This window comes from Enterobacter sp. MF024 (assembly GCF_005843915.1).
Classification (GTDB): Bacteria; Pseudomonadota; Gammaproteobacteria; order Enterobacterales; family Enterobacteriaceae; genus Enterobacter; species Enterobacter barmai.
Genome location: NZ_VCBB01000001.1, coordinates 676,749 through 702,078, shown reverse-complemented (window position 1 = coordinate 702,078; position 25,330 = coordinate 676,749). Strand labels below are relative to the sequence as shown.

General features: G+C 61.1%; 23 protein-coding genes and 1 pseudogene. 20 read left to right on the top strand and 4 right to left on the bottom strand.

Annotated elements, in window-relative coordinates; genetic code table 11:
- Nucleotides 1-55 precede the first annotated feature (55 nt).
- The 9 genes and pseudogenes from FFB58_RS03525 to pptA all read left to right on the top strand — a co-directional run bounded on the left by FFB58_RS03525 (nt 56) and on the right by pptA (nt 8,489).
- The gene (locus FFB58_RS03525) at nt 56-1,051 is read left to right on the top strand and encodes an LLM class flavin-dependent oxidoreductase (protein ID WP_138369018.1); all 996 of its coding nucleotides are present in this window, start codon (nt 56-58) and stop codon (nt 1,049-1,051) included.
- Nucleotides 1,048-2,169, top strand: a complete 1,122-nt coding sequence (locus FFB58_RS03520; protein WP_138369017.1) for a M20 peptidase aminoacylase family protein — start codon at nt 1,048-1,050, stop codon at nt 2,167-2,169. Before FFB58_RS03525 ends, FFB58_RS03520 begins: the two co-directional genes overlap by 4 nt.
- A 15-nt stretch (nt 2,170-2,184) precedes the next feature.
- Nucleotides 2,185-4,456, top strand: a pseudogene (locus FFB58_RS23000) (NtaA/DmoA family FMN-dependent monooxygenase).
- Between the two features lie 9 nt (nt 4,457-4,465).
- On the top strand, nt 4,466-4,975 hold the full coding sequence (locus FFB58_RS03505; RefSeq protein WP_138369015.1) for a GNAT family N-acetyltransferase: 510 nt from the start codon (nt 4,466-4,468) through the stop codon (nt 4,973-4,975).
- A 9-nt stretch (nt 4,976-4,984) separates the two neighbouring features.
- Complete coding sequence (locus FFB58_RS03500) at nt 4,985-5,908, top strand: amino acid ABC transporter permease (RefSeq protein ID WP_138369014.1); 924 nt, start codon at nt 4,985-4,987, stop codon at nt 5,906-5,908.
- Nucleotides 5,892-6,665, top strand: a complete 774-nt coding sequence (locus FFB58_RS03495) for an amino acid ABC transporter ATP-binding protein (protein WP_039028692.1) — start codon at nt 5,892-5,894, stop codon at nt 6,663-6,665. Before FFB58_RS03500 ends, FFB58_RS03495 begins: the two co-directional genes overlap by 17 nt.
- Before the next feature lie 9 nt (nt 6,666-6,674).
- On the top strand, nt 6,675-7,562 hold the full coding sequence (locus FFB58_RS03490; protein ID WP_138369013.1) for a transporter substrate-binding domain-containing protein: 888 nt from the start codon (nt 6,675-6,677) through the stop codon (nt 7,560-7,562).
- Nucleotides 7,563-7,605: 43 nt separating this feature from the next.
- Nucleotides 7,606-8,226: a glutathione S-transferase family protein gene (locus tag FFB58_RS03485; protein ID WP_138369012.1), complete on the top strand. Its 621-nt coding sequence runs from the start codon at nt 7,606-7,608 to the stop codon at nt 8,224-8,226.
- A gap of 32 nt (nt 8,227-8,258) precedes the next feature.
- On the top strand, nt 8,259-8,489 hold the full coding sequence (gene pptA, locus FFB58_RS03480; RefSeq protein ID WP_138369011.1) for a tautomerase PptA: 231 nt from the start codon (nt 8,259-8,261) through the stop codon (nt 8,487-8,489).
- 153 nt (nt 8,490-8,642) lie between these two features.
- Here the strand turns inward: pptA and FFB58_RS03475 are convergent, their stop codons facing one another.
- The gene (locus FFB58_RS03475) at nt 8,643-9,539 is read right to left on the bottom strand and encodes a LysR family transcriptional regulator (protein WP_138369010.1); all 897 of its coding nucleotides are present in this window, start codon (nt 9,537-9,539) and stop codon (nt 8,643-8,645) included.
- Nucleotides 9,540-9,667: 128 nt separating this feature from the next.
- Between FFB58_RS03475 and FFB58_RS03470 the strand changes: the two genes are divergently transcribed.
- The 3 genes from FFB58_RS03470 to FFB58_RS03460 are packed head-to-tail and all read left to right on the top strand — an operon-like array spanning nt 9,668 to nt 13,324.
- Complete coding sequence (locus FFB58_RS03470; RefSeq protein WP_039028697.1) at nt 9,668-10,975, top strand: MFS transporter; 1,308 nt, start codon at nt 9,668-9,670, stop codon at nt 10,973-10,975.
- Between the two features lie 15 nt (nt 10,976-10,990).
- Nucleotides 10,991-12,058 carry a tartrate dehydrogenase gene (locus FFB58_RS03465; protein ID WP_138369009.1) on the top strand — a complete coding sequence of 356 codons (1,068 nt, stop codon included), beginning with the start codon at nt 10,991-10,993 and terminating at the stop codon, nt 12,056-12,058.
- A 3-nt stretch (nt 12,059-12,061) separates the two neighbouring features.
- Entirely contained in the window at nt 12,062-13,324 is a 1,263-nt protein-coding gene (locus FFB58_RS03460; protein ID WP_138369008.1) for a glycerate kinase, read from the top strand.
- A 259-nt stretch (nt 13,325-13,583) separates the two neighbouring features.
- Here the strand turns inward: FFB58_RS03460 and FFB58_RS03455 are convergent, their stop codons facing one another.
- Both FFB58_RS03455 and FFB58_RS03450 read right to left on the bottom strand, forming a co-directional pair.
- Nucleotides 13,584-14,573 (bottom strand): zinc-dependent alcohol dehydrogenase family protein, encoded by a 990-nt coding sequence (locus tag FFB58_RS03455; RefSeq protein ID WP_138369007.1) that lies wholly within the window; start codon nt 14,571-14,573, stop codon nt 13,584-13,586.
- 85 nt (nt 14,574-14,658) lie between these two features.
- Nucleotides 14,659-15,594, bottom strand: coding sequence for a LysR family transcriptional regulator (locus tag FFB58_RS03450; protein WP_138369006.1), 936 nt, complete (start codon nt 15,592-15,594; stop codon nt 14,659-14,661).
- Between the two features lie 120 nt (nt 15,595-15,714).
- Here FFB58_RS03450 and FFB58_RS03445 point away from each other — a divergent pair, with 120 nt between their 5' ends.
- The 3 genes from FFB58_RS03445 (at nt 15,715) to FFB58_RS03435 (ending at nt 19,449) form a co-directional block, all read left to right on the top strand.
- Nucleotides 15,715-16,593 carry an MBL fold metallo-hydrolase gene (locus tag FFB58_RS03445; RefSeq protein WP_138369005.1) on the top strand — a complete coding sequence of 293 codons (879 nt, stop codon included), beginning with the start codon at nt 15,715-15,717 and terminating at the stop codon, nt 16,591-16,593.
- 122 nt (nt 16,594-16,715) lie between these two features.
- Nucleotides 16,716-18,818 carry an elongation factor G gene (fusA, locus tag FFB58_RS03440; protein ID WP_138369004.1) on the top strand — a complete coding sequence of 701 codons (2,103 nt, stop codon included), beginning with the start codon at nt 16,716-16,718 and terminating at the stop codon, nt 18,816-18,818.
- Between the two features lie 13 nt (nt 18,819-18,831).
- Entirely contained in the window at nt 18,832-19,449 is a 618-nt protein-coding gene (locus FFB58_RS03435) for a trypsin-like peptidase domain-containing protein (protein WP_039028702.1), read from the top strand.
- Here the strand turns inward: FFB58_RS03435 and FFB58_RS03430 are convergent.
- The gene (locus FFB58_RS03430; RefSeq protein WP_138369003.1) at nt 19,443-20,018 is read right to left on the bottom strand and encodes a flavin reductase family protein; all 576 of its coding nucleotides are present in this window, start codon (nt 20,016-20,018) and stop codon (nt 19,443-19,445) included. The two genes, FFB58_RS03435 and FFB58_RS03430, sit on opposite strands and share 7 nt — an antisense overlap.
- A 136-nt stretch (nt 20,019-20,154) precedes the next feature.
- Between FFB58_RS03430 and FFB58_RS03425 the strand changes: the two genes are divergently transcribed.
- The 5 genes from FFB58_RS03425 to FFB58_RS03405 all read left to right on the top strand — a co-directional run bounded on the left by FFB58_RS03425 (nt 20,155) and on the right by FFB58_RS03405 (nt 25,066).
- On the top strand, nt 20,155-20,847 hold the full coding sequence (locus tag FFB58_RS03425; RefSeq protein WP_138369002.1) for an ABC transporter ATP-binding protein: 693 nt from the start codon (nt 20,155-20,157) through the stop codon (nt 20,845-20,847).
- On the top strand, nt 20,844-21,812 hold the full coding sequence (locus FFB58_RS03420) for an ABC transporter substrate-binding protein (RefSeq protein WP_138369001.1): 969 nt from the start codon (nt 20,844-20,846) through the stop codon (nt 21,810-21,812). Before FFB58_RS03425 ends, FFB58_RS03420 begins: the two co-directional genes overlap by 4 nt.
- 38 nt (nt 21,813-21,850) lie before the next feature.
- Complete coding sequence (locus FFB58_RS03415; protein WP_138369000.1) at nt 21,851-23,506, top strand: iron ABC transporter permease; 1,656 nt, start codon at nt 21,851-21,853, stop codon at nt 23,504-23,506.
- A gap of 71 nt (nt 23,507-23,577) precedes the next feature.
- Nucleotides 23,578-24,423: an N-hydroxyarylamine O-acetyltransferase gene (gene nhoA, locus FFB58_RS03410; protein ID WP_138368999.1), complete on the top strand. Its 846-nt coding sequence runs from the start codon at nt 23,578-23,580 to the stop codon at nt 24,421-24,423.
- A gap of 193 nt (nt 24,424-24,616) precedes the next feature.
- On the top strand, nt 24,617-25,066 hold the full coding sequence (locus FFB58_RS03405; protein ID WP_138368998.1) for a hypothetical protein: 450 nt from the start codon (nt 24,617-24,619) through the stop codon (nt 25,064-25,066).
- Nucleotides 25,067-25,330: the final 264 nt, after the last annotated feature.

The window sequence follows — 25,330 nt, the reverse complement described above, 5'->3', positions numbered from 1 at the left end:
GAGGTGAAATCGCCCTTTAATAATGGCGACATGTTTAGTCAAACGAGATTGCAACATGTCCTGGCGAATCAGCATTCTGGATAAAAGTCCTGTCGCAGAACACGAAACGGCCGCCGATGCGCTGGCGCGCACCTTGAGCCTGGCGCAGCAGGCCGAAACCCTGGGTTATCACCGCTTCTGGATTGCCGAACACCACAACACCCCTCAGCTGGCGAGCCCGTCGCCGGAGCTGCTGATTGCCTGGATCCTGGGGCAGACGCGTCGCATTCGCGTCGGCTCCGGCGGGGTAATGCTGCAACACTACAGCCCGTACAAAGTGGCGGAAAACTTCAACCTGCTGGCGGCCATCGCTCCCGGTCGCGTGGATCTGGGCGTCGGCAAAGCGCCCGGTGGTCTGCCGCTCTCGACCCGGGCGTTACAGCTCGGCCTCAGCCAGCAGGAGAAGGGCGATTTCGCGTCCCAGCTGGCACAGCTGAACGGCTGGATCAACCCGACGTCACAGGAGGAGGCGGTTCGCGCCACCCCGCAGCCGCAGGTGCCTGCGGCGGGCTTCCTGCTGGGAGCCAGCACGGAGAGCGCGCGCCTCGCCGCCAGCCTCGACTGGGACTTCGTTTTTGCCGCCCATCTGAATGGCGATCCCGATTTGCTTCGCGAGGTGATCGGCACCTGGCGCGCCCACAGCGCCCGGGAGGTGATTGTCGCGGTGCAGGCCATCGTGGCCCCAACCCAGGAGCAGGCCGAAGCGCTGGCAAGCGCAGTAGAAGTGTGGGGCGTTGAGCTTGCCAACGGCCAGCGCGTAACCGTCGCCAGCGAAGAGCAGGCTTACGCCTTTGCCCGTCAGGCGGGCAGCGAGCCGCTGCGTATCGCCCGTCGCGCCCAGTCTTTACTGGCTGGCACCGCCGAATCCGTACTCGAACAGCTGGAGGCGCTGCATAAGCAGTGGGGCATTGATGAGTTCATCGTCGATACCCCGGTCGCCGACGGCACGGCCCGCGTACAGTCCCTGCGTCTGCTGGCCCAGGCCCGACAGCTGCGGGAGGTGGCGGTATGAGCCTCGAACAACAGCTGATCGCCTGGCGCCGCGAGCTGCACCAGAACCCGGAGCTCTCCGGCGAAGAAGTGGAAACCACCGCCCGCCTGCGTCAGTGGCTGGGGGAGGCCGGGATTAAGGTTCTGCCTTACGACCTGGCGACCGGCGTGGTGGCGGAAGTGGGCAAGGGCGAAAAACAGATCGCCCTGCGTGCGGATATCGATGCCCTGCCCATTGAAGAGCGCAGCGGCGTGGCCTTCACCTCGCAGCGCGCCGGCGTCATGCACGCCTGCGGCCACGACGTTCACACCAGCGTGATCCTCGGCGCGGCCCTGAAGCTAAAAGCGCGTGAAAGCGAGCTTAACGGCAGGGTGCGGATCCTGTTCCAGCCTGCGGAGGAGAACTTCGGCGGCGCGAAAAACCTGGTCCGCGCCGGAGCCCTGCGCGACGTCAGCGCCATTTTCGGCATGCATAACGAACCGGGCTTGCCGGTGGGGCACTTTGCCACCCGTGGCGGGCCGTTCTACGCCAACGTCGACCGCTTTGTATTTCGCATTACCGGCAAAGGGGCGCATGCCGCACGCCCGCATGAAGGTAACGACGCCATCGTGATCGCCAGCCAGCTGGTGACTGCGCTGCAAAGCGTCGCCAGCCGCAACGTAAACACGCTTGATTCGGTGGTGCTGAGCGTGACGCGCATTACCGGGGGCAACACCTGGAACGTCCTGCCGGAAAGCGTCGAGCTGGAAGGCACCCTCAGAACCCATCGCACCGAAGTGCAGCAGAACGTGAAGGCCCGGGTGGCGGAGATCGCCGCCGGGTTCGCCAGCGCCTTTAACGCGCAGATCGATATCACCTGGTACGCCGGGCCCACCGCGCTGGTCAACGATGCGACCTGGGCCGAGTTCGCCACCTCGGTGGCGCGGGAAACCGGCTACGAAACGCAGCAGGCCGAGCTGCACATGGGCGGGGAGGATTTCGCCGTCTACCTGCAGCAGATCCCCGGCGCCTTCGTCAGCATCGGCAGCGCCAGCCAGTATGGTTTGCATCATCCGGCCTTTAACCCGGACGAAGCCTTAATCGAACCCGCCGCGCGATACTTCGCCCGGCTTGCGGAAAAAGCACTGAATCAACTTTAAGGGTAAGGAGTGAATATGTCCGCAACACGACAGCTGCGTCTTGGCACCATATTGCACGGCGCATCGGGGAACATGTCGGCCTGGCGTCACGCGGCGGCTCCCGCCGATGCCAGCATCAATTTTGAATTCGTCAAAGAGACGGCCCTGAAGGCCGAAGCGGGCAAGCTCGACTTTATCTTTGTCGCCGACGGCCTGTACATCAACGAGAAGTCGATTCCGCATTTCCTCAACCGCTTTGAGCCCCTGACCCTGCTGTCGGCGCTGGCGACCGTCACCTCACGGCTGGGGCTGGTGGGGACCTTGTCCACCTCCTACAGCGAGCCTTTCACCGTGGCGCGCCAGTTTGCCAGCCTCGATCACCTGAGCAACGGCCGGGCAGGCTGGAACGTGGTGACGTCGCCGCTGGAAGGGTCGGCGAAGAACTTCTCCCGCGACAAGCACCCGGAGCACGCCCTGCGTTACCGCATCGCCGACGAGTATCTCGACGTGGTGAAAGGGCTGTGGGACTCCTGGGAGGGCGATGCCTTTGTGCGCAACAAAGAGACCGGGCAGTTCTTCGACCCTGAAAAGCTGCACACCCTCGATCATCACGGCGATTTCTTTAAGGTGGCGGGGCCGCTGAACATTGGCCGCACCCCACAGGGCAGGCCGATTGTCTTCCAGGCCGGGGCCTCTGACGACGGCAAAAAGCTGGTGGTAAAACATGCCGACGCCATCTTCACCCATCACGAAACCTTTGAGGAGGCCCAGGCGTTCTGGCACGACGTGAAAAGCCAGCTGAAACAGCATGGTCGCAGTGCCGACGAGCTGCACATCTTCCAGGGGGTGAGCGTCATTGTCGGAAACGATGCCGACGACGTGGAGGAGCAGTACCAGACCACCGCGGCGCTGGTCTCGATCAACGATGCCCTGAACTATCTTGGCCGCTACTTCGAGCATCACGACTTCAGCCAGTACCCGCTGGATGAGGCCTTTCCGGATATCGGCGATCTGGGCAAAAACAGCTTCCGCAGCACCACGGACGAGATCAAACGCAACGCCCGGGAGCGCAACTTAACCCTGCGTCAGGTGGCGCTGGAAGCCGCCTCGCCGCGCCCGCGTTTTTCCGGCACCCCGGAGCAGGTGGCCGACGGCCTACAGCAGTGGTTTGAAGGCTATGCGGCGGATGGCTTTATCATCCAGGGCGGCACGCCGGACACCTTCCCGCGTTTTGTTGACCAGGTGGTGCCGCTGTTACAGGCGCGCGGCCTGTTCCGTACTGAATATCCCGGCACCACCCTGCGTGAGAGCCTGGGGTTAGAGCAGCCTGTAAATCAGTTCACACAACAATAATGAAATCTTAAGAGAACCTGCCATGAAAAAATCATCGCTTATTCTGGCGCTCGCGCTGGCCTTTACCCCTGCCGTCTGGGCAGAAAACGTCAATATTAACGGCACCGGGGTGAGCCTCGAGGCCAACAAAACGCCGATCAATACCGCAAAAAACCCGGAAGCTATCGCCCAGCTCCCGGCCAGCTTCAAGCCGGTGGTGCCGGGGAAATTCACCGTGGCGATCGCCGGGCTCAGCCAGCCGCCGCTGACGGTGTTTGCCGATGACAACAAAACCCTGATTGGCAGCGAAGCCGATATTGCCCGCCTGGTGGCTGACAGCCTCGGGCTGGAGCTGAACGTGGTGCCGACCTCCTGGGAGGACTGGCCGCTGGGCGTGACGTCCGGGAAATACGACGCGGCGATCAGCAACATCACCGTCACCAAAGAGCGCAAAGAGAAGTTCGACTTTGCCACCTACCGTAAAGACTCGCTGGGCTTCTACGTGAAATCCACCAGCCCTATCAAGAAACTTGAGACGGCGGAAGACATCGCCGGGCTGCGGATTATTGTGGGTTCCGGCACCAACCAGGAAGCGATCCTGCTGGCGTGGGATGCCGAAAACCAGAAGAAGGGGCTGAAGCCGTTCACCCCGATCTACACCAAGGATGATGCCGCCCAGACGCTGGCGCTGCAGTCTGGCCGCGCGGACGCCTACTTTGGCCCGAACGTGATTGGCGCCTGGAAAGCAGCCCTGAACGGGAAGACCAAACTGGTGGGCAGCGTGGATGGCGGCTGGCCGAAAGCGGCGCACATCGCCGTGACCCTGAAAAAAGGCAGCGGCCTGGCGGAGCCGGTGCAGACCGCGCTCAACGGCGTGATCAAGAACGGCGACTACGATAAGGTGCTGAACCGCTGGGGTGAAGGCGTGGAGCGCATCCCGAATTCAGAAGTTAACCCGGCCGGCCTCGGCGATTAAGGAGATCCCATGAGCGACCTTTTTCGCGACGTATCGCCGGAGGACGCCGATCTTCAGCTCATCATCGAGGGGCTGTTCGGCGAGTACGCGGCGCGCTACGGCGATTACTTCTCTAAAGATGCCGAGGTGGAACTGACCGAGTGGTATCTGGCGCCTCAGGGGCTGTTTATTGTGCTGGAGCGCGACGGAAAAATTATCGCCACCGGCGCATATAAACCTTTCGATGCGCAGACCGCCGAGATCAAACGTATCTGGACCGACAAATCCCTGCGTCAGCAGGGGCTTGCCGCCCGGGTTGTGCAGGAGCTGGAGCGGCGGGCGGTGCTTGCCGGCTACAGCCAGATCTACCTCACCACCGGCTTTCGCCAGCCGGAAGCGGTACGGCTCTACCTGAGCCAGGGCTACGCGGCGCAGTTCGACCTGTCCCGCGACCCGGAAGAGTACAGCCAGCCGCCGTTCGATGGACGGCTGCGCTTCACCAAAACGCTGGTACGCGAAGCGTTCAGTAAATCGGCATGAGGAACGACAATGAGCAACGTTGAAACCATCAAAGTGGTCCCGGCGCGCTACCCGCTGCGCACCGCTGGCGCCGTTGTCGCGCTGTTTGTCCTGGCGGTGGTCATCCAGTCGGTGGCCTTTAATCCGCGCTGGGAATGGGCGGTCTTTGCCCGCTGGTTCTTTGACCCGGTGATCCTCGAAGGGGTGGGACAGACGCTGCTGCTGACGCTGATCGGCACCGCCCTCAGCGTGGTGATCGGCGGCATGCTGGCGCTTGCGCGGCTCTCCTCCTCGTGGCTGCTGAGCAGCCTGGCGTGGGGCTATATCTGGCTGTTCCGCTCCCTGCCGCTGATTGTGGTCCTGATCATCCTCTACAACTTCTCCTATCTGTACGACACGCTCTCCCTTGGCGTGCCCTTTACCGGCATCACCTGGGGCAGCTTTGAAACGATCAACGTACTGGGGCAATTCTCCACCGCGGTGGTGGGGCTGACGCTGGTGCAGAGCGCCTATACCGCGGAGATCATTCGCGGCGGCTTCTTAGGGGTCGATCACGGCCAGTACGAAGCCGCCGCAGCGCTGGGTTTACCGGCATCGCGTCGCACCCTGCGCATCATTCTGCCTCAGGCGCTGCGCACCATTCTCCCGGCTGGATTCAACGAAATCATCAGCCTCGCCAAGGGCACGGCGATGGTGTACGTCCTGGCGATGCCGGAGCTGTTCTACACCATCCAGATGATCTACAACCGCACCCAGGAGGTGATCCCGCTACTGATGGTCGGTGCCGTCTGGTATCTGGTGATCACCACCGTGCTCTCTGCCATTCAACATCTGGTTGAACGCGGTCTGGCCCGCAGCGAGCGCCGCTCGGCGGTGAACAGCACCCGCGCCACCCGCAGCCGTTCCGTTACCACCCAATCGACACAGGAGCCCGTCCATGCAAGCCTCTCCTGAAGGACATATTTCCATTACCGGCGTAAGCAAGTTTTTTGGCCGCCACAAGGCGCTGGATAACGTCTCTCTGGAGATCCCCCCGGGCTCGGTAACGGTGATCCTCGGGCCGTCCGGCTCGGGTAAATCGACTTTGCTGCGCACCATCAACCACCTTGAGCGCGTGGATGAAGGCTTTATCCAGATTGACGGGGACTACATCGGCTATCGCCGGGAGGGCAACACGCTCTACGAGCTGAAGGAGAAGGCAATTCTCAAGCAGCGCGTCAACGTGGGCTACGTGTTCCAGAACTTCAACCTGTTCCCGCATCTGACGGTGCTGGAGAACCTGATTGAGGCCCCCATTGCCCACAAACAGCTGAGCCGTAAAGCGGCCATCGAGCGGGCTTACGATCTGCTGGACGTGGTGGGGCTGCGGGATAAAGCCGACGCCTGGTCGCGCCATCTTTCCGGCGGTCAGCAGCAGCGGATCGCCATTGCCCGCGCTCTGGCGCTGCGCCCACGGGTGATCCTGTTTGATGAACCGACCTCGGCGCTGGACCCGGAACTGGTGGGCGAAGTGCTGGACGTCATCAAAAAGCTGGCCCGCTCCGGCACTACGCTGGTGGTGGTGACCCATGAGATTGGCTTTGCCCGTGAAGTGGCGGATCAGGTGGTGTTTATGGTTGACGGCAAAATTGTCGAGCAGGGCAGCAGCGACGAGGTGTTGAACCGTCCGTCCCACGCCCGAACGCGGCAGTTCCTGTCCAAAGTGCTGTGAGGAGAGAAGATGAAAAAGGGAGTACTGGCGTTGTTACTGGTGGCCTCTGCAAGCCACGCGGAGATTGATTTAAAGGCCAACGAGCAGCCGCTGCCGGTGACGGTAGATCCGCAGGCGGTGGCGAAGATCCCGGCCAGCTATAAGTTTGTTGAGCCGGGAACCTTAACCGTGGCGATATCGGCCCTCAACTCGCCGCCGCTGGCGTTGCTGGCCAGTGACAACCGTACCCGCATCGGCAGCGACCCGGACATCGCCCGGCTGCTGGCGGGCAGCCTCGGCTTAAAGCTCAAACTGGTGCCGACGGCGTGGGAGGACTGGCCGCTGGGCATCACCTCCGGGCGCTATGACGTGGCGCTGGTGAACATTGCGGTGACCGAGCAGCGTAAACAGAAGTTTGATTTCGCCACCTATCGCGTCGATAACCTGGCCTTCTCGGTGAAATCCACCAGTGACGTGCAGACGATCAAAAACGCCGCCGATCTGGCGGGCAAGAAGGTGATTGTCGGGTCCGGCACCAACCAGGAACGCATCCTGCTGGGCTGGAACGAGGAGAACAAAAACGCCGGGCGCGAGCCTGCGCTACCGGTTTACCTGACCGACGACGCCTCCGGCAATCTCTATATTCAGTCCGGCAGGGCGGATGTGTTCTTTGGCCCGCAGTCGGTCTCGGCCTATAAAGCGGCGCTGACCGGCAAAACAAAGGTGGTGGGGCTGGGGCCGAAAAAAGCCTATGTGGCGACCACCACCAAAAAGGGTAACGAGCTGGTGTATGCCTTACAGGCCGCGCTGGACGGGGCTATCCAGCGGGGTGAGTATCAGCGGGTGCTGGCGCGCTGGGGCGAGCAGGGTGAAGCGGTGGCGCAGTCGGTGGTCAATCCGCCGGGGATCACCTACTGATGCTGCTCTACACTTAGGGTTTTGACCCGCAAGTGGAGAGCGCATGATTAAAGTCTATGGCGTACCGGGCTGGGGCTCAGCCATCAGTGAGGTGATGCTGACCCTGGCCGACATTCCCTATCAGTTCATCGACGTCGAGGGTTTCGATAAACCGGGTGCCACGCGTGAGCTGCTGGAAAAACTCAATCCTCTGTGTCAGGTCCCGACCCTCGAGCTGGAAAATGGCGAGATCATGACGGAAACGGCGGCGATTGCGTTGATGATCCTCGACCGCTGTCCGGAGCTGGCGCCCCCGGTCGGACGCGCGGAGCGCCAGCAGTTTCAGCGCCTGCTGATCTGGCTGGTCGCTAACGTTTATCCCACTTTTACCTATGCGGATTACCCGGAGCGTTGGGCGCCGGATGCGCCTGACCAGTTGCAAAAAAACTGCATTGAATACCGTAAATCGCTCTATCTGTGGCTGGATAATCACCTGAAGGCCGCCCCCTATGCCTTTGGCGAAGAGATCACGCTGGTGGACTGCTACCTGTGCGTGATGCGCATCTGGGGACCCCGCCCGGACTGGTTTGCCGCCAACACGCCGAACATCACGGCGATTGCCGATAGCCTATGCAAGCTCCCGAAACTGCACAAGGTGTTAAAAGACAATAACATTCTCTGCTAGTCTGGAAAGCACATTCAAAAGGAGCCCTGCATATGCCACACGTTGATATCAAATGTTTTCCCCGTGACCTGAACGACGAACAAAAAAGCGCCCTGGCGGCGGATATCGCCGAGGTGATCACCCGTCATTTGAACAGTAAAGATCGCTCCATCTCCGTGGCCCTGAACGAAGTTCAGGAAGCGGACTGGAAAGCGCAGGTCTGGGATACGGAGATTGGCCCGAAGCTGGATGAGCTGATTAAGAAGCCGGGTTATTCGATGTAAGTTTTTTGCCGGGCGGCGGCTACGCCTTGCCCGGCCTACAAAGGACCGTGCGTTGTTCTGCCGGGTGGCGGCTTCGCCTTGCCCGGCCTACACGGGCACGGAACCCGTAGGCCGGGCAAGCGCAGCGCCGCCCGGCAAACAGACCGCACGGTGCTAAACATACAACTCCGGATGCTCGTCAAGCATCAATAGCATATTATCCCGAATCTCATCCTGAGCTCCGGCCATCCACACCGCCTCCAGCGGCATTCCCATCCGATCGGCACCGTTTAGCTTCACAAACTTTACCCCCGGCATCAGATAGCGGCTGCTCCAGGCGGGCACAATCGCCAGCCCAATTCCCGCCGCCACCAGGTTGATAATGGTCTGCTTCTCATCCGCCATCTGTGACACTGTCACCTCAATGCCAGCGTGATGGAACAGATTCATGGTCAGGTCATGGCTGTGTGGGCGTGAGCGCCGCTCGGGCAGGATCATCGGCATCCCTTCCAGCTCCACAATATCTACCGCGTCGCGCTCCGCAAACGGGTGGCTGGCGGGCAGGGCCAGAATACCCGGCTCGTTGCACAAAAACGCCCGGCCAAACTGCACGTCGAGCTGGGCAGGCGGGCGGATAAACACCAGATCCAGCCTGCCGCTTTTCAGCTTCGGCAGCAGATGCACCGTCTTATCCTCGAACAGCTGGATCTCCACCTCCGGGTAGTGCTGGCGGAACAGCTGCAGCAGCCCGGGCAGTAAGCCGATGGCCGCACTGTCGATAGTTCCGACGCGTAAAAGCGGCTGCGAGCGGCGCGGATTTTGACGAAATTGCAACATAATCGCGTCGGCATGGGCGAGCAGTTTTCGCGCCTCTTCCCGCAGCAGGACGCCGTTCTCGGTAAGCGCCACCCGGCGGGTCGATCGGGTGAACAAACGTGTGCCAAGTGCCTCTTCTAAAAGATGAATATTTCTTCCCAGGGCGGAGGGCAGCATATCCAGGCGCTGTGCCGCCTGGCCGAAATGCAGGGTCTCCGCCACCGCCAGGAAACAGCGCAGGTGTTGTAGTTCCATTTTGGCTCGCTCGTGATTATTGCATTTTTTTGTATAAACCGATGCGCATGATCATGCAAGAAATATCAGCATACTCATCAAAGCAGCCCGACTGCGTACCCTACAAAATAATTAGAGGAACACCTCACATGACCTGCACAATCGAACAACGGGTAATGCGCAAAATCACCTTGCGCATCGTGCCCTTCATCATGCTGTTGTACTTCATCGCCTTCCTTGACCGCGTGAACATCGGTTTCGCGGCGCTCACCATGAATGCCGACCTCGGATTCTCTCCGGCGGTGTTTGGCTTTGGGGCCGGGATCTTCTTCCTCGGCTATTTCCTTTTTGAAGTCCCGTCCAACCTTATCCTGCACAAGGTCGGGGCGCGCATCTGGATTGCGCGGGTGATGATCACCTGGGGGCTGGTCTCCGGTGGCATGGCCTTTGTTCAGGGCACCACCAGCTTCTATACCCTGCGTTTCCTGCTCGGCGTGGCGGAAGCCGGGTTCTTCCCGGGGATCATCCTCTACTTAAGCTACTGGTTCCCGGCGCAGAAGCGCGCCCAGGTCACAGCCATCTTTATGGCGGCGGCCCCCATCTCCACCGCGCTCGGCTCGCCGATCTCCGCCGCGCTGCTGGAGATGCACGGCATGATGGGCTTTGCCGGCTGGCAGTGGATGTTTGTTCTGGAAGCGGTTCCGGCGGTGATCCTCGGCGTGGTGGTGCTGTTCTGGCTGACCGACCGCCCGGAAAAAGCGAAATGGCTCAGCGAAGAGGAGCGCGGCTGGCTGATTGGCACCCTGCAACGCGAGCAGGCGGCGAAACAGGCCACGGCGCAGCACAGCGTCTGGAAAGGGCTGCTGGATAAACGCGTGCTGGCGCTCTCCCTGGTCTACTTCGGCACCTCCGCCGGGCTCTATACCCTGGGTATCTGGTCCCCGCAGATCATCAAAACCCTCGGCGTCTCCTCCATGACCGTCGGCCTGCTGAACGCTATTCCGGCGGTGATTGCGGTGGTGGCGATGGTGCTCTGGGCGCGTCATTCGGACAAAACCGGCGAACGCTCGTGGCACGTGATTGCCGCCTGCATCGTGGCTGCTGCCGGGCTGTTTATGGCGGGCAGTACGGCAAGCATCGTCGGCGTGATCCTGGCTCTGACCATCGTTAACTGCGGCATCAGCGCCTCTAAACCGCCGCTGTGGAGCATGCCAACGCTGTTCCTTTCCGGTTCAGCGGCGGCTGCAGGTATCGCCACCATCAACTCACTCGGCAATCTCGGCGGCTTTGTCGGCCCGTTCATGATTGGCCTGATTAAGCAGCACACCGGCAGTTACACCTGGGGGCTGTGGTTTGTCGCCGGGTTACTGATCCTCTCCTCGCTTGTTGTGCTCTGGCTGTCGGCATCCAGCCGTAAAACCCAGACCAGCGAACCCTTAGTTCAGTCAAAACATTAATTAAAGGAAACACAGATGAAAGATTACGCGATTGCAGCCATCCCCGCAGACGGTATCGGTCCGGAAGTGATCACCGCAGGGGTAGAGGTGTTACATGCGCTGGCGCAGCGTCAGGGAAATATGCGTTTCTCGGTACACACCTTTGAATGGGGTTCGGACTATTACAAAACCCACGGCGTGATGATGCCGGAGGACGGACTGGCGCAGTTAAAAGCTTTTGATGCCATCTACTTTGGTGCGGTGGGTGCCCCGGACGTGCCGGACCACATCACCCTGTGGGGGCTGCGTCTGCCGATTTGCCAGGGCTTCGACCAGTACGCCAACGTGCGACCGACCAAAATCCTGCCGGGCATTCGGTCTCCGCTGCGCAAGGCGGTGCCGGGCACCCTCGACTGGGTGATTGTGCGTGAGAACTCGGAAGGGGAATACTCCGGTCACGGCGGGCGGGCGCACCGCGGTCTGCCGGAAGAGGTGGGCACCGAGGTGGCGATTTTCACCCGCACCGGGGTGACGCGCATCATGCGCTATGCCTTCCGTCTGGCGCAGACGCGTCCGCGCAAGCTGTTAACCGTGGTGACCAAGTCCAACGCCCAGCGTCACGGGATGGTGATGTGGGATGAGATCGCCGCCGAAGTCGCTCGTGAGTTCCCGGACGTCACCTGGGACAAAATGCTGGTGGATGCCATGACCGTCCGAATGACCCTGCACCCGGAGTCGCTGGACACCATCGTGGCCACCAACCTGCACGCCGACATCCTCTCCGATCTGGCAGGCGCCTTGGCGGGCAGCCTGGGGGTGGCGCCGACCGCTAATATCGACCCGGAGCGCCGCTTCCCGTCGATGTTCGAACCGATCCACGGCTCGGCGTTTGATATCACCGGCAAGGGCATCGCCAACCCGGTCGCCAGCTTCTGGACCGCGGCGCAGATGCTGGAGCATCTGGGTGAAGGCGAAGCCGCCGCCCGTCTGATGACCGCCGTGGAGCAGGTCTGCGCCGAGGGGATCATGACCCCGGACGTGGGCGGCACGGCCAATACCCGCGAGGTCACCCAGGCGGTGATCCGCGCCATCGCAGAAGGCTGACCTATGGTTCAACACGACGATAGCGCCCTGAGAGGGGCGCTTACTGAGATCTTCAGGGCGGCGGTGAAGAGTGCCGATCCCCACGAAGCGCTTATCAAAGCCCTGCCGGAGAAACCGCGCGGGCGCTGCATTGTGGTCGGGGCCGGGAAAGCCAGCGCCGCCATGGCCGCCGCGCTGGAGGCCGCCTGGCCGGATGTGGATCTGCAGGGCGTGGTAGTGACCCGCTACGGTCACGCGGCCCCGACGCAAAAAATCCGCATCGTCGAGGCGGCGCACCCGGTCTCGGATGCGATGAGCGAAGTGGCCTCGATGCTGATGATGGAGCAGGTGAAAAACCTTACCGCCGACGACTGCGTCATCGCGCTGATCTCCGGCGGGGGCTCGTCGCTGCTGGCCCTGCCGCGTAAGGGGATCACGCTTGCCGACAAGCAGGCGGTGAACAAGGCGCTGTTGAAGAGCGGGGCGACCATTAACGAGATGAATACCGTTCGCAAGCAGCTCTCTGACATTAAAGGCGGCCGCCTGGCGCTGGCCGCCAGACCCGCCCGGGTGATCACGCTTATCATCAGCGACGTGCCTGGCGACGATCCCCAGAGCATCGCCTCTGGCCCGACGGTGGCGGACAGCTCAACAAGCGAAGAGGCGCTGGAGATTATCGCCCGCTACGGTCTGGATCTGCCGGAGCCGGTGATGCGGGTGATGCGAACCCCGCGCGCGCCGGTGACGCCTGCGGACATTGACGAGGATATCCGCCTGATCGCCACGCCGTCCGGGGCGCTGGCCGCAGCAGCAGAGGTGGCCCGGCGGATGGGCTACACCCCATTGATTCTGGGCGATGCGCTGGAGGGCGAAAGCGCCCAGCTGGGGATTGTGATGGCCGGGATCGCGAAATCCGTGAAGCAGCACGGCCTGCCGGTGAAAGGCCCTGCGGTGCTGCTGAGTGGCGGCGAGACCACGGTGACCATTGGCGACACCGGCTGCGGACGCGGCGGGCGCAACACCGAGTTCCTGCTGGCGCTGGCCTGCTCGCTGAAGGGCGAGGAGGAGATCTACGCCATCGCGGGGGACAGCGACGGTATCGACGGCACCGAGGATGCCGCAGGGGCCATCGTCACGCCGGATACGCTGTCGCGCACGGGGCTGGATGCGAAGGCGATGCTGCGCGGACACGACAGTTACAGCTACTTCGCTGCGCTGGGGGATCTGGTGGTGACCGGCCCGACGTTAACCAACGTGAATGATATACGGGTGGTAGTGGTCAGGTGAGGGGGTATCGCCGGGCGGCAGCTTCGCTTTGCCCGGCCTTCAACTGCACGAACCCCAACCGCACCCGTAGGCCGGGTAAGGCGAAGCCGCCACCCGGCAAACCCGCCCCGAACCCCCAGGCCGGGTAAGGCGAAGCCGCCACCCGGCAAAACCCCCCCCCGAACCGTAGGCCGGGTAAGGCGCAGCCGCCACACGGCAAAACCAGCCCCGAACCCCCAGGCCGGGTAAGGCGCAGCCGCCACCCGGCTGGTTTAAAACCTCACACCGTCACCACAATCTTCCCTACCTGGCCGTTCGACTCCATATACCGCTGTGCATCAGCAATCTGTTCCAGCGGAAAGGTTTTGTCGATGAGCGGCTTAAGCGCTCCGCTGCGTAACCCGTCACTGACAAAGGCTTTTGCTCGCGCCATTTTGTCGGCGTTGGTGGTGATCTCAAAAAGCTCATACCCGCGGAAGGTCAGATGTTTGCCGAGGATCGCGAACACCGGCACCGAGAGATCGCGGCTGTCCAGCGCACCGTACTGGAAGAACACGGCGCCGTCAGACATCACCTTCGCAATGTCCCCCACGCCTGGGCCGCCCACCGGGTCAAAGACCATCTGCAGCCCTTTACCCTCCGTAATGCGGTTTAGCTCATCAGCCACATTCTGCTCCTGACTGGCGACCACCGCAGCGGCACCTGCCTCCAGCAGCAGGGCGCGCTTATCGCTTGTGCGCGTCATGGCGACAGGAAGGGCACCGCGCATTCTCGCTATTTGAATGGCCGCCAGCCCGACGCTGCTGGAGGCGGCGTTGATCAGAACATAATCCCCTTTTTTCACCTCGCCGTACTCGACCAGGGCACCAAAGGCGGTGACGTACATCATCCAACTGGCAGCAGCCTGTTCAAAGCTAAGGTTCTCGGGATGTTTCACTACGGCGTGTGCCGGTGCGTTCACGACTTCGCCGTACATGCCATAGACGCTGAACGAAAAGGCAGGGATCACGCTCACCCTGTCGCCAGGGCTAAATTCGGTGACGTTGGTTCCGACGGATTTCACCACTCCGGCAGCTTCATAGCCGAGGCGAGCCGGGAACTGTGGCTCGATGACATACTGACCGGTGCGATACATGATCTCAGCCCGGTTAATGCCGATGGCGTGAACCGCAATCTGTACCTCATCCGCCGACGGGGCGGGCACGGTAACGTCCTGAAGTTCGAGCACATCTGCGCTACCCGTCTGGTTAAACACAACAACTTTCGACATTTTTCACCTCGAATGACTTAACGGACTGTCTGATGAACAAACTGTACCGGGCATCATTCGAGGGAAAAACCGCGCTATCGGAACTTCAATGTTTCTTTATGGGTAACAATCCGGTTAACTGCGCTGATTGTTCGGTAAAGAGTTCGCTTAACCAGTCGATAAAGACCCGCACTTTAGGCGCCAGATAGCGTCGGTCGGGATAGAGCACCGAGATGGGCTTGGTGACGGTGGTATAGTCGGCAAGCACCTCAACCAGCGCGCCAGCCCGGAGATGCGGAGCCAGAACTGCATGGATCCCCTGTAACATACCCAGCCCCGACAGCCCGCAGGAGAGCAATATATCGGAATTATCGACCAGCATGGTTCTGGCGGGACGCACGATCACCGGGGTATCGTCCTGCACAAAACGCCAGTCCATCACCGCACGGCTGTGGCCGGAAAAGAACATTATTGCTTTATGTCCCGCGAGTTCGTCAGGTGTTGAAGGGGTGCCGTATTTTTCCAGATAGGCGGGAGAGGCGCAGGTCACCAGGCGCGCATCCCCAAGACGTCGGGAGATAAGCGTGGAGTCCTGCAACTCCCCAAGACGGATCACGCAGTCAATCCCTTCCGCCACCATATCGACGCGGTGATCGGAGGAGGTCAACTCCAGCTCAATCTCCGGGTATATTTCCTGAAACCTGGACAGCGCAGGGATCAGCACCGCATGGGCAAGCGAAAGCGGGGTATCGACGCGAAGCCGGCCACGCGGCGGGCGGGTAGGTGAGAAAGAATCCAGCACGTCGTCCACCTCATGCAGCAGGACTTTTGCACGCTGGAAAAACAGTTCCCCTTCAGAGGTGAGGCTGGTTTTGCGGGTGGTCCGGTGCAGGAGTTTTGTCCCCAGTTCGTCTTCCAGTTGTTGCAGGGCTTTGGTGACGGCAGGGCGGTGAAGCTGCAGCCTGTCCGCCGCCCGCGTAAAGCTGCCCTGTTCGGCAACCTCTACAAATATGTTCATCAGCTCGAACATCCTGGCGCTCATCGTTTCCGCCTTCCGGGTAGGATTGTTTCTTATGTGATAACAGTGTAATACGAAAACGCCACTTTTTAGCGCATCACCAAATACTTATGCTGATGTCATTCAACCAAAAGAGGTAATGACATGTCACCTGTTCATACTATGCAGGCCCCTGCAGTCAATCGCAAAAAAGTGGGCGATATGGTGGTCACTATGCTCAGCGATGGCTATCTCGACGCTTCATTTGAGCTGTTATCCGGCATTACCGGGTCACAGGCTGAAGCCGTTTTGCAACGGCGCGGCGTCTCTGTGCTGCCACGGATGAACATCAACGTCTATGTGATTCAGAACGGTAAACAGACCATCCTGGTCGACAGCGGAGCGGGGAATTTTAAAGGGTGGGGCGGACGTTTGCCCGTGGCGCTGGCGGCGGCGGGTATCGATCCGTTGCAGATCGATACGATCTTGCTCACCCACGCGCACCCCGACCATATTGGGGGTCTGGCGGGCCCCTTGCAGACGCCGCATTTCCGCAATGTTGAACGGCTGTTTGTCCATCAGGATGAACTGGCGTTCTGGCGGAATAAAACCGTGCAGGCCAGCGCGCCGGATGGGTTTAAGCCCTCATTCTCCCTGGCGCAAAACGCTTTCGCGGCATACGACGAGAAGCTGGTGCCGTTCCGTCAGGAAGATATCCTGCCCGGGATCCACGCCGTGGCCCTGCCTGGCCATACCCCCGGCCACAGCGGCTACGTTGTTGGCGATGAGAAAGCGTCCCTGCTTATCTGGGGCGATATTGTCCATTTCCCGCATATCCAGGTTGAACACCCGGAGGTGACCATCGCCTTTGACAGCGATCCCGTTGCTGCGGCAGCCACCCGCAAACGCCTGCTTGAGCGGGTAGCAACCGACAAACTCACTGTTTCAGGGATGCACTTTAATGCCCCGGTCACTGCAACGGTGAGCCAGGGCCCGGCACAACAGTTCGCCCTGCAATACGACGGCTGGTCACCCGCTGTGTAAATCCCCCACCACCCCACCGCCAAATCACCCGTCCCCCGGTTTACAGGGCACTACACTGATCTACATACCTCCACGCGCTAACCCAGCGCGTGATTTTCATGTCCATTAAATAAGGATGCATCATGAACCGGCCCATTCCTCTCGAGCGTTATCGCAACATCGGTATCTCGGCACATATTGATGCCGGTAAAACCACCACTACCGAGCGCATCCTGTTCTATACCGGGGTGAGTCACAAGATGGGGGAGGTCCATGATGGCGCGGCGATCACCGACTGGATGGCGCAGGAGCAGGAGCGGGGGATTACCATCACTTCGGCGGCGGTGAGCTGCTTCTGGTCGGGCATGGATCGCGAGTTTGAGCCGCACCGCATCAACATTATCGACACCCCCGGCCACGTCGATTTCACCATTGAGGTGGAGCGCTCCATGCGGGTGCTGGACGGCGCGGTGATGGTTTACGACTCGGTGGGCGGCGTGCAGCCGCAGTCGGAAACGGTCTGGCGCCAGGCCAACAAGTACCGGGTCCCGCGCATCGCTTTCGTCAACAAGATGGACCGGCCGGGAGCCGATTTCTTTCACGTTGTGCAGATGATGATCGACCGGCTGAAAGCCCATCCGGTGCCGATTGTCATCCCCATCGGCGCGGAAGATCACTTTACCGGGGTGGTCGACCTGATCCACATGCGGGCCATCCTCTGGGATGACGCTACCCAGGGGATGACCTTCAGCTATGCCCCGGTGCCGGACGATTTGCTGGCGACGGCGCAAGCCTGGCGGGAAAAAATGGTCTCGGCGGCGGCGGAAGCCAGCGACGAGCTGATGGATAAATACCTCGAAACCGGCGATCTCGACGAGGCGGAAATCATCCGCGGCTTACGTAAACGCACGGTGGCCGGGGAGATCCAGCCGATGCTCTGCGGAAGCGCCTTTAAAAACAAAGGGGTGCAGCGGATGCTCGATGCGGTGATCGAGTTGATGCCGTCGCCCCTCGACGTGCCCGCTATCGACGGCGTGGATGAAAAAGGCCAGCACGCCGAACGTCACCCCAACGACGACGAACCCTTCTCGGCGCTGGCGTTCAAGCTGATGTCGGACCCCTACGTCGGCCAGCTGACCTTTATCCGCGTCTACTCCGGGGTGCTGAAAAAATGCGACGCGGTGTTTAATCCGGTGAAGGGCAAAAAGGAGCGCATCGGGCGCATTGTGCTGATGCACGCCAACGACCGTCATGACGTCGAAGAGCTCAGAACCGGGGATATTGCCGCCTGCGTGGGGCTTAAGGATGTCACCACCGGCGATACCCTGACCGACCCCAATGCGGTGATCACCCTTGAGCGGATGGAGTTCCCGGACCCGGTGATCTCCCTCTCTATCGAGCCGAAAACCAAGGCCGATCAGGAGAAAATGGGCATCGCCCTGCATCGTCTGGCGGCGGAAGATCCTTCCTTCCACCTGCATACCGATGAAGAATCCGGCCAGACCATTATCTCCGGGATGGGCGAACTGCATCTTGAGATCATCGTCGACCGCATGAAGCGCGAGTTCGGCGTTGAGGCCAACATTGGCCGTCCGCAGGTGACCTACCGGGAGACTATCCGCAAAGCGGTGAGCGACGTCGAAGGCAAATTTGTCCGCCAGTCCGGGGGCAAAGGGCAGTACGGCCACGTGGTGCTGAGCCTCGAACCGCAGGAGCCGGGCAGCGGCTTCGCCTTTGTCGATGCCACCAAGGGCGGGGTGGTGCCGCGGGAGTATATTCCGTCGGTTGAGAAAGGGCTGCGCGAGGCGATGAACAGCGGCGTGCTGGCCGGCTATCCGGTGGTGGATATCAAAGCGACCCTGACCTTCGGCTCCTATCACGACGTCGACTCCTCGGAGATGGCGTTTCGTATGGCGGCGATCTTTGGCTTTAAGGACGCGGCGCGCAGGGCCGACCCGGTGATCCTGGAGCCGATGATGCACGTGGAGGTCGAAACCCCGGAAGAGTACGCCGGGAATATCATGGGCGACCTCTCGTCCCGGCGCGGGCTGGTGCAGGGAATGGAGGAGCAGTTCGGCAGCCAGATAATCCGTGCCGACGTGCCGCTGGCGGAGATGTTCGGCTACGCCACCACGCTGCGGTCGATGTCGCAGGGGCGGGCGACTTACAGCATGGAGTTTCACCACTACGCCGAAGCGCCGCGCGTTGTGGCCGATGAGATCATCGCCGGACGCTCGAAAAAGTAGCTCCGGGCGAACCATGAAGCGCCTGCATCTCGCTCTCGCCGTCACCGCCGCCCCCCTGTTGCTTCTGGGGTGCGTGGTGATGTCCGGTACCAGCAAGACCGACTTTGCCGCCACGAAACAGGCGGATATGGTCTTTATCGGCCTGCCGGCACCGCTGAACTGGTTTGTGGCCGGGATGCAGGGCACCACGTTTCCGGTCTCCAGCACCCTGTCGCTCACCGCCGCGCACGTCGCGGTGCCGCTTCTGAAGCCGATCAAAGCCCAGCACCCCATCTGCGATGTGGCGGTGATTGCCGATAACAACCTCGGGAAGATCGTCCACCAGTTGGCCTACGCCCGGGCCGGGCGCAACGTCACTCTGTTCGGCTACAGCGCCATCAACAGCCTGCCGAAATCCAGCCGGGGCAAGATCGACGGCTTCGTTAAGCGCAACGGCTGCTACTACGGGATTGTCACCGGGGCGGGGGCGGTATCCGGCATGTCAGGCGGGCCGGTGATCGACAGCCTGACCGGGGAGACGGTGGGGATCATTACCAACGTCATCCCGGGGGAAGGGGCGGTGGTCTTTATCGCGGTGCAGGATTTTACTAACGTGCTGGACCGGATGCGCATCCCCTATAAAACTTACTGACCGGGCGCTTTCACCTGCCGACCGCTGGTGACAAAAGTCCCCGCGCCGAGATGATGCAGGGTATTGCGTTTATCGTCGTCAAACTGCCAGCGTCCGGCCACGAACGCCCGCTCGTCTGCGGCGGCAGAAACCACTTCGCCAAACAGGGTGTCATATTTTTCTGCGGCGGAGGTGGCGGGCAGCAGACGGCACTCCATCCAGGCCAGGCACTTCTCTTCGATCACCGGCAGGCCCAGCACCGGGCCGTTAATCACCGGGATGCCGTAGCAGTTAAACTTATCCTCCTCGCGCCCGCTGACGCTGCCCACGGCGTAGGTCCAGTTGGTGGCCGCTACGCCGGGAACCACAATCCCGAACATGCCGCTGCGCTCAATCAGCTCCCGCGACCAGGCGCTTTTATCCACCACGATGGCGATGCGCGGCGGTTCGAACTCGACCGGCATAGACCAGGCGGCGGCCATCACGTTACGCCGATCAAGGGTGTCATCGCGGCTGGTGATCAGGATGGTCGGGCCGTGATTCAACAGGCGGCTGGCGTGCATTAACTCAACGGGGCGGAAGTGGCTCATAGATTTTCCTCGCAGGACAGGTGCAGGCATTAAACGCCTGAAAGCCATCAGAAATCAATATGCAACAAACACGTCATATATACGTCACATAAGCTGCCTACAGTGGCGTGCATCAAATCCCAAAGAGGATAACAATATGCTCACTTCCATCTCGCTCAAAGGCGTGTCGTACGCTTTTGGCGCGAATACCGTATTGAATCAAATCGATCTGCAAATCGAGCCGGGTAGCGTGGTTGCGCTGCTGGGGCCGTCGGGCTGCGGGAAAAGTACCCTGTTGCGTCTGCTGGCGGGGTTAACCCAGCCCGCAGAGGGGGAGATCCATTTTGGCGATCGCCTGGTGGCGAAAACCGGATGGGCACTGCCGCCGGAAGCCCGGGACATCGGGATGGTGTTCCAGGATTACGCCCTCTGGCCGCACATGACCGTGGCACAGAATGTGATGTTCCCGCTGAGAATGCGCAATGTCCCGCGTCAGGAACGCGACAGCCGCGTGGCGCAGGCTCTGGCGCGCGTTGGCTTAAGCGATTTTGCCGAACGCAAACCGGCCGGGCTTTCCGGCGGGCAGCAACAGCGCGTGGCGCTGGCCCGGGCCATTGTTGCCGAGCCGCGGGTGCTGCTGTTTGACGAGCCGCTCTCCAACCTCGACAGCGAACTGCGTGGAACCTTGTGTCACGAGATGGCCACGCTGCTGCGCCAGCTCGGCACCACCGCCGTCTATGTTACCCACGACCGCCGGGAGGCTGAAATCCTGGCCGATCGCATCGTGCATTTGTCTGCTGGCAGCGTCGCTGCCGATCGTTTGATTACCACCTCAGGGGAGTTCGCATGAAAGCTGCAATGTCCGTCAAAAAAGGAGTGCTGTTAGCCATGGCGTTATCGTCCGTTATGATGTCCAGCGCCCACGCGCTGACCGTCTACACCGCGGGGCCGGGGTCGCTTGCCAAAAATCTGGTCAGCGGTTTTGAGAAGAAAACCGGCGTGAAGGTGGATATTTTCCAGGCCACCACCGGTAAAGTGATGGCCCGCCTCGAGGCAGAGCAGGCCAACCCGCAGGCCGATATTTTGATCTCCGCCTCGTGGGATACCGCAGAAGATCTGCACAACCGTGGCTGGCTGCTGCCGTACCAGAGCGCTAACGCGGCCAACGTGCCTGCGGAGCTGAAATCAGACGACTTTGTCGCCCAGGGCGTGTCGGCGTTAGGCATCGTCTGGAACACCAAAAGCGGCACCCCGGAGCCGAAAGAGTGGCGCGATCTGACCACCGACGCTTTTAAAGATAAAGTCACTACGCCGGACCCGGCGCTGTCTGGGGCGTCGCTGGATCTGCTGATCGGGCTGCAAAATGGCATGGGCGATAAGGCCTGGACCCTGTTTGATGAGCTGAAAAAGAACGGCATGGTGGTGAGCGGCCCGAATGCCCAGGCGGTGACGCCGGTGATGCAGGGGGCGAAAGCGGCGGTCTTTGGCGCGGTGGACTACGTCTCGTATGGCAACATCAGCCAGGGCGAATCCCTGAAGGTGATCTTCCCGGCCAGCGGCACGGTGATTGCCCCGCGTCCAATGATGATCCTCAAATCCAGCCAGCATGCGGATGACGCCAAAGCGTTCGTGGATTACGTCCTGTCGCCAGAAGGCCAGGTGATGGTAGCCGATGCCTGGCTGATGCCCGCCCGTGGCGACGTGCAGGCCAAACGTCCGCTGCTTAACGACCTGAAAATCCTGCCGACCAAAAGCGACGGTTCCAGCGAACGCAGCGACATCCTCAAGCGTTTCAACACGCTCTTCACCTTATAATCATGCGACGGGGGCAACCCCGTCTTCAGGACTGCTTTGTGAATCCTAAATATCTTTCGGTGACGACGCTGGGGCTACTGCTGATCCTGGTGGCGTTTCCGCTGACCTTTATTCTGCTGCAGGCGGTGTTCCCGCAGTTCAGCGCCGGGCAGTTCTCCAGGGCATTCAGCGGCATCGGCACGCTGCTGGCCGAGCCGCAGCTGCCGGGCATGCTGGGCGGGACGCTGCAAATCGCCCTCGGCGTGGCGCTGGTCAGTGCTCTTATTGGTTTTCCACTCGGGGTGGCACGCGGCCTGTTTAATCTGCCGCTACCGAAACTCTGGGATCTGCTGTTTCTGATCCCGTTTTTAACCCCGCCGTACATTGCCGCACTGTCGTGGATGCTGGTACTGCAAACCAACGGCTATCTGCAACAGCTGACCGGGCTCAACCTTAACGATCTGCTGTTCAGCAAGACCGGTATCGTGCTGGTGATGGCGCTCAACATCTTCCCGGTGGTCTATTTTGCCGTGTCGCGCAGCCTGCTGGCGAGCGGGCAGCGTCTGGCCCTGGTGGCGCGCGTTCACGGTGCCAGCCCCGGTCGGGCATTCTGGCATATCACCTTGCCGATGCTCTCGCCGTCGCTGGCGGCGGGGATGCTGCTGGCTTTTACCCTGGCGATTGAAGAGTTTGGCGTGCCCGCCGCGCTGGGTACGCGTGCAGGCGTGCTGATGCTGACCACCGATATCGAGAAAAAGCTCGCCGACTGGCCGATCGATCTCTCTGGAGCATCGATGCTGTCCGTGGTTCTGGTGGCTATCGCGCTCAGCGCCTGGTGGCTGCAGAAAAAGCTGACCGGTCATCAGGATGTGACCAGCATTACCGGCAAACCGACGGAGAATATGGGTGCAAACGCCGGGGTGTTTACGCTGCCGGTGGTGGCGCTCATGGCGCTGGTGGGGGTTATCGCGGTGATCCTGCCGGGAGCCTCGATGGCGCTCTCCGGCGTACTCGGAACCCTGTCCGGCGGGATGACGCTGGCCAATCTGACCGGCGCTCACTATGCGGCCCTGTTCAGCCAGCACGGAGATGCGCTCTCGGCGCTGGGCACCAGCCTGTCCCTGGCGCTGGGCGCGGCCTGTATCACCGGGGTGCTGGGGCTGCTGGCCGCCTGGCTGGTGGTGGTCCAGAAGATCAAAGGTCGGGGTTTGCTGGATGCGCTCTCCCTGATGCCCGCTGCTTTGCCGGGCGTGGTGGTCGGGGTGGGGCTGATCCTGCTGTGGAACCGCCCGTTCTGGCCGGTATCGCCTTATAACAGCTGGGCGATTTTGCTGCTCTCCTATTGTTGCCTGCTGCTGCCCTGGCCGGTGCGCTATGTCGGCAGCGCGCTGCGCCAGCTGGGGGGTAATCTCGAGCCTGCCGCCCGGGTGCATGGCGCGTCGGCATTGCAGGCGCTGCGTTTTATTGTGTTGCCGCTGGTCTCTCCGGCGATGCTGGCGGCGATGCTGATGGTATTCGCTATTGCCTCCCGCGAGCTGGTCACCTCGCTATTGCTGGCTCCGGCGGGTACGCAGACCGTGTCGGTGTTTATATGGCGGCAGTTCGAGCAGGGCTCCGTCGGACAGGGAATGGCGATGGCCACCCTGACGCTGCTGACCGGGCTAGTGTTGATGCTGACGGCGCTGGGGATCATGCAGCGCTCAACGCGCGGGTAAAAAGCACTTTTGCGACAGTGGGCTGAAAAATATAGTTTATAAACAAGGAAGAAATGTTAAAGGAGCCCATCATGACCCCGTTTTTGACCGCTTATTTCGCCCGTACCGGCTGGCAGCAGCCGGTTTCCGTGGATATCGCCACCCTACGGGCGCTGCACCTGCATCACAACAGCGCCATCCCGTTTGAGAATATCGATGTGGTTTTGCCGCGCGAGATCCAGCTCGACGATCACTCCCTGGTCGATAAACTGGTCACCGCCCGACGCGGCGGGTACTGCTTTGAGCAGAACGGCCTGTTCGAGCGGCTGCTTCGCGAGGTGGGCTTTAACGTGCGAAGCCTGCTGGGCAGGGTGGTACTGGCGAACCCGCCGCACATGCCGCCGCGCACCCACCGTCTGCTGCTGGTGGAGCTCGACGGTGAATCCTGGATAGCCGACGTCGGCTTTGGCGGACAGACCCTGACCGCGCCGATTCGTCTCATCGCCGAAGAGGAGCAGGCGACGCCCCACGGGCTCTACCGGCTGATCAACGACGGCAGCGACTGGGTGTTGCAGTTCCGCCATCACGAGCACTGGCAGTCGATGTATCACTTCGATCTCACCGCGCAGTATCAGGCCGATTACGTGATGGGCAACTTCTGGTCCGCGCACTGGCCGCAGTCCCATTTCCGCCACCATCTGCTGATGTGCCGCCACCTGCCCGACGGTGGCAAGCTGACCCTCACCAACTTCCACTTTACCCACTGGCAGGACGGGCAGGCGGTGGAGCAGGTTAACCTGCCGGATGCGGCTGCGTTATATCAGGTGATGCAGGAACGCTTTGAGCTGGGCGTGGACGATCCGAAGCACGGCTTTACCCTGGCCGAACTGACGGCGGTGATGGCCGGGTTTGAAACCCATCCGCAGGCAGGGAAATAGTACGCTGCGGCTTGCAACGCCGGGCGGCACTTGCGCTTGCCCGGCCTACGGTTTGGTGCGGTTGGGTAGGCCTGATTAGGCGCAGCCGCCACCCGGCGAATAGCGGTTCGCATCTTGCTGATATTATGTACAATGCTGCCTGTCGAATAACTTACCGTTACGTTTTTTACTCATCAACACAAGGCACTGAGATATGGAAATCTTATCGCAGAATAAATACTGCTCGCTGGGGATGCTGTTGGGCACCATCGCCCTGATCGTCGGCATTGTGCATTTTTCTTTAGGTCCATTTTCATCCCCACCGCCCACGCTGGAAACGGTAGTCGCTGAACAGGTTGCGGCTGTTAAAAAAGGCATTATTGCTGGTCTCACCGGCAAGTCCCCGGCTGTTGAGGAAAACAACACCCTGGATATTGATAACCTCCTACATAATGGCGGGATTGTTCTTGCGGTAGTGGCGCTGGGGCTGGCTTTTATCGGCGGCATGCGCAAGGAGAATCGCTGGGGAATAACGGGCGCTTTAGCATTCGGTGGAGGAACGTTGATGTTTCACACAGTCCTGTTTGGTATTGGGATTGTTTGCGCCATTCTTCTGCTGTTTTTGATCGTTTCCTTGATTAACGGCGGTTTGCCAGGTCTATAGCCTGCCAACAACGCCGGGCGGCGCGTGCGCTTGCCCGGCCTACGGCGTGGTGCGGTTGGGTAGGCCGGGTAAGGCGCAGCCGCCACCCGGCGGGAGCACGGATTCTGCGGCCAACAACGCCGGGCGGCGCGTGCGCTTGCCCGGCCTACGGTGTGGTGCGGTTTGGTAGGCCGGGTAAGGCGAAGCCGCCACCCGGCGTTTTTATGCGGCATGATGTTCTGGAGTGAGCGGAAGCACCACCAGAGTCGCATGTTTCCCCTCACC